Origin of the sequence: Haematobacter sp. (assembly GCF_032102465.1) — a bacterium.
GTDB lineage: Bacteria > Pseudomonadota > Alphaproteobacteria > Rhodobacterales > Rhodobacteraceae > Haematobacter.
This window is the reverse complement of record NZ_DAMDHB010000011.1, coordinates 106,323-109,004: the sequence shown is the minus strand read 5'-3', so window position 1 is coordinate 109,004 and position 2,682 is coordinate 106,323. Positions and strand designations below refer to the sequence as shown.

The window sequence follows — 2,682 nt, the reverse complement described above, 5'->3', positions numbered from 1 at the left end:
CCCGGCGCGCGCGCTTCGCCGCGGTGGAAGCGGCGGTCGCCCGGCGGAACCCGACCCAGCGCGACGCGGACCGCCGCCTGTTCCTCGCCCGGCTGGAGGGGGAACTCGAGCGGGAGGATTTCCGGCGCTTCGGCTGGTCCAGCGCGCTGAACGCCCGCGCGATCTTCGCCTTCTGGGAGGAAATGGCGCCGGGCCTGTTCGATGACGTTTGAAGAACGGGCATGTTCCGGCGGAACCAGGGACGCCGGGAGACGGTTGCTCCCGAAAGGGAAACAGATGATCCGACACAGTCTCGCGCCCGCGTTCGGGCTGGCAGGTTTTCTGGCGCTCTCCGCCTGTATCGTTCCGGTGCCCATCGTGGTGCCGGGCAGCAGTCGCGGCCCTTCGGCGCCCGCGAGCTACGTGACCGCGCCCGCAGGGCAGGCGGGGGATGTGCTCCGGCTCATCAATGCGGAGCGGGAGAGCCAGGGGCTCCATCCGCTCTCCTGGTCGGATCGGCTTGCGGCCTCCGCCGCAGACCACGCGGCCTGGATCGCCAGCACGGGCACCTTCTCCCACACGGGGGAGGGGGGATCGAGCGCGCGGGACCGGATGGCGGCGCGGGGGTATCGCGGGTGCGACTATGCGGAGAATATCTCGCGCGGGCAGCCTGACGCGCAGGCGGTCGTGCGGGGCTGGATGTTGAGTCCGGGACACCGCGCGAACAATCTGCGGCGGTCGAGCTATGAGGCCGGTGCCGCGATGGTGCGCAGCAGCCGGGGGCCGGTCTGGGTCATCAACTTCGGTGCGCCCTGCGGATAGGGGCCGGCGCGCCGGGTCACGGCAACGTCAGGCCGCGCCGAAAGATCGCCAGTTCTTCCCGCACGGGGGGATCGGCGCCGATCCGGGTGACGGAGAGGCAGGAGGCATGGACCGCCTGCTCCAGATGCTGGGCCACCGTTGCCGCCGTCAGGCCCGCGATCCCCTCCGGCGAGAGGAGGCCGGCGTCGGCGAGGCTCGCGAGGAAACCCGCGTTGAACGTATCGCCCGCGCCGACGGTATCCGCCACGGTCACGGCGGGGGGACGGATCTGTGCAACGCCGCCCTCCAGATAGGCGGAGCCGCCGTCAGCCCCTTCGGTGACGAGCACCACGCGGGGGCCGAGCGCGCGCAGCTCTGCCGCTCCCTCCGCGGGGGTGACGGGGCCGAGCAGCCAGACCATGTCCTCCGCCGAGAGTTTCACCACATGCGCCCTGCGCATCAACCGGTCGAGCCGCGCGCGGTAGCCTGCCTCGTCGCTTATGAAACCCGGGCGGATGTTGGGGTCCAGCATGATGAGCCGCCCCGCTTCCGCCGCGCGGGTGGCGAAGGACTCTATCGTCGTGGCACAGGGTTCGGACACGAGGCTGATCCCGCCCAGAAACACCGCGCCGATATCTGGTGCGATATCGGGGAGGTCCGCTGGCTGGATCATGCGGGCGGCGGTATTCTCGTCAAAGAAGCTGTAGCGCGCCTGCCCGTCGGTCAGGGTGACGAAGGCGAGGGTGGTGGGCCGGTCGCTCCGCGGGCAGGGGGAGATGTCTACCCCGTCCCGCAGCAGCGCCTGCGCGAGCTGTTCGCCGAACATGTCGCTGGAGAGGCCGCAGCAGAAGGCGACGTCCGCCCCGAGCCTGCGCGCCGCGATGGCGGTATTGAACACCGCCCCCCCCGCGAGCGGCAGAAAGGCCGTGCGGCCAAGGAGGTCGCGCGGCACCATGTCGATCAGCGCCTCGCCGATGCAGAGGATCCTTGCGGTCATGAAGATGCGTCCTCGGCGGGCTCAGGCGGCGCGGCGGATGAGTTCGGGCAACACGCGGGAGACGGTGCGCTCGATCGTATCGACCATGACCATCGTCGCGTGATCGACCTCTATGTTCAGCAGGTCGCCCGGGCGGTAGTCGCGGAAGGTGGTCTGGCGCAGGGTCTCCGGGATGAGGTTGATGCGGAACACGTCGCCTTCCGGCCCGCCGTCCTCCCGGTCGGCCACGGTGAGCGAGCAGCCGTTGACCGCAAGGAAGCCGCGGGGAAAGACATATTTCGCCCATTCGGCGGGCACGCGGAAGCGCAGGAAGGCCTGATCGGCTTCCGTCTCGATCTCCACGATTTCTGCCGTGGTGGCGATGTGGCCGGCGATGATATGGCCCCCGACCTCGGCACCCTGCTTGGCGGAGCGTTCCACATTCGCACGCCCTTGTGCGGCGAGCCGCGAAAGGTTGGTGCGGGAGAGCGTTGCATCCATCGCGTCGAAGGAGACGCGCGTTCCCTCCATCCGCGTGACGGACAGGCAGACACCCTCGACGGAGACGGAGGCGCCGATGGCCAGATCGGCCAGCAGTTCCGGCGTGAACTCGACGGTGAGCGATTGCCCGCCGGGATAGGCGGCGATCTCCGTGACGGGACGGACGGCCTGAACGATGCCGGTATACATGGGCTTTCTCACCTCTCACGCCGCGATCTTCCCTCCAGAAGTAATGGTCCGGCGGCGATCCCGCAAGCGTTACCCCGGGGGGAGGGGTGGCGGACGGATCGCAGGGTGACGGGGCGCGGATGTCGACCGGGCGGGATTTTGTGGCTGGCCTTCGGCTCTCGGGCGGGGCAGCGCTCGTTGGCGTTGGCGTTGGCGTTGGCGTTGGCGTTGGCGTTGGCGTTGGCGTTGGCGTTGGC

At 69.6% G+C, this 2,682-nt stretch carries 3 protein-coding genes and 1 pseudogene; 2 read left to right on the top strand and 2 right to left on the bottom strand.

Annotated features, from left to right (window positions below; genetic code table 11):
• Together RT513_RS09430 and RT513_RS09425 are read left to right on the top strand one after the other, a co-directional pair.
• Nucleotides 1-212 (top strand): annotated as a pseudogene (locus RT513_RS09430) (replication initiation protein); the annotation flags it as partial.
• 64 nt (nt 213-276) lie between these two features.
• Nucleotides 277-801 carry a CAP domain-containing protein gene (locus RT513_RS09425; RefSeq protein WP_290684791.1) on the top strand — a complete coding sequence of 175 codons (525 nt, stop codon included), beginning with the start codon at nt 277-279 and terminating at the stop codon, nt 799-801.
• Between the two features lie 16 nt (nt 802-817).
• Here the strand turns inward: RT513_RS09425 and RT513_RS09420 are convergent, their stop codons facing one another.
• Entirely contained in the window at nt 818-1,777 is a 960-nt protein-coding gene (locus RT513_RS09420) for a carbohydrate kinase (RefSeq protein ID WP_290684789.1), read from the bottom strand.
• 21 nt (nt 1,778-1,798) lie between these two features.
• A complete protein-coding gene (locus RT513_RS09415; protein ID WP_088216961.1) occupies nt 1,799-2,446 on the bottom strand; it encodes a riboflavin synthase subunit alpha in 648 nt (215 codons plus the stop codon).
• Between the last annotated feature and the right edge of the window lie 236 nt (nt 2,447-2,682).

What these genes read in the sequence shown, in the direction of transcription:
- RT513_RS09425 (WP_290684791.1), top strand. Translation starts at nt 277, where the DNA reads ATGATCCGACACAGTCTCGCGCCCGCGTTCGGGCTGGCAGGTTTTCTG.
- RT513_RS09420 (WP_290684789.1), bottom strand. Translation starts at nt 1,777, where the DNA reads ATGACCGCAAGGATCCTCTGCATCGGCGAGGCGCTGATCGACATGGTG.
- RT513_RS09415 (WP_088216961.1), bottom strand. Translation starts at nt 2,446, where the DNA reads ATGTATACCGGCATCGTTCAGGCCGTCCGTCCCGTCACGGAGATCGCC.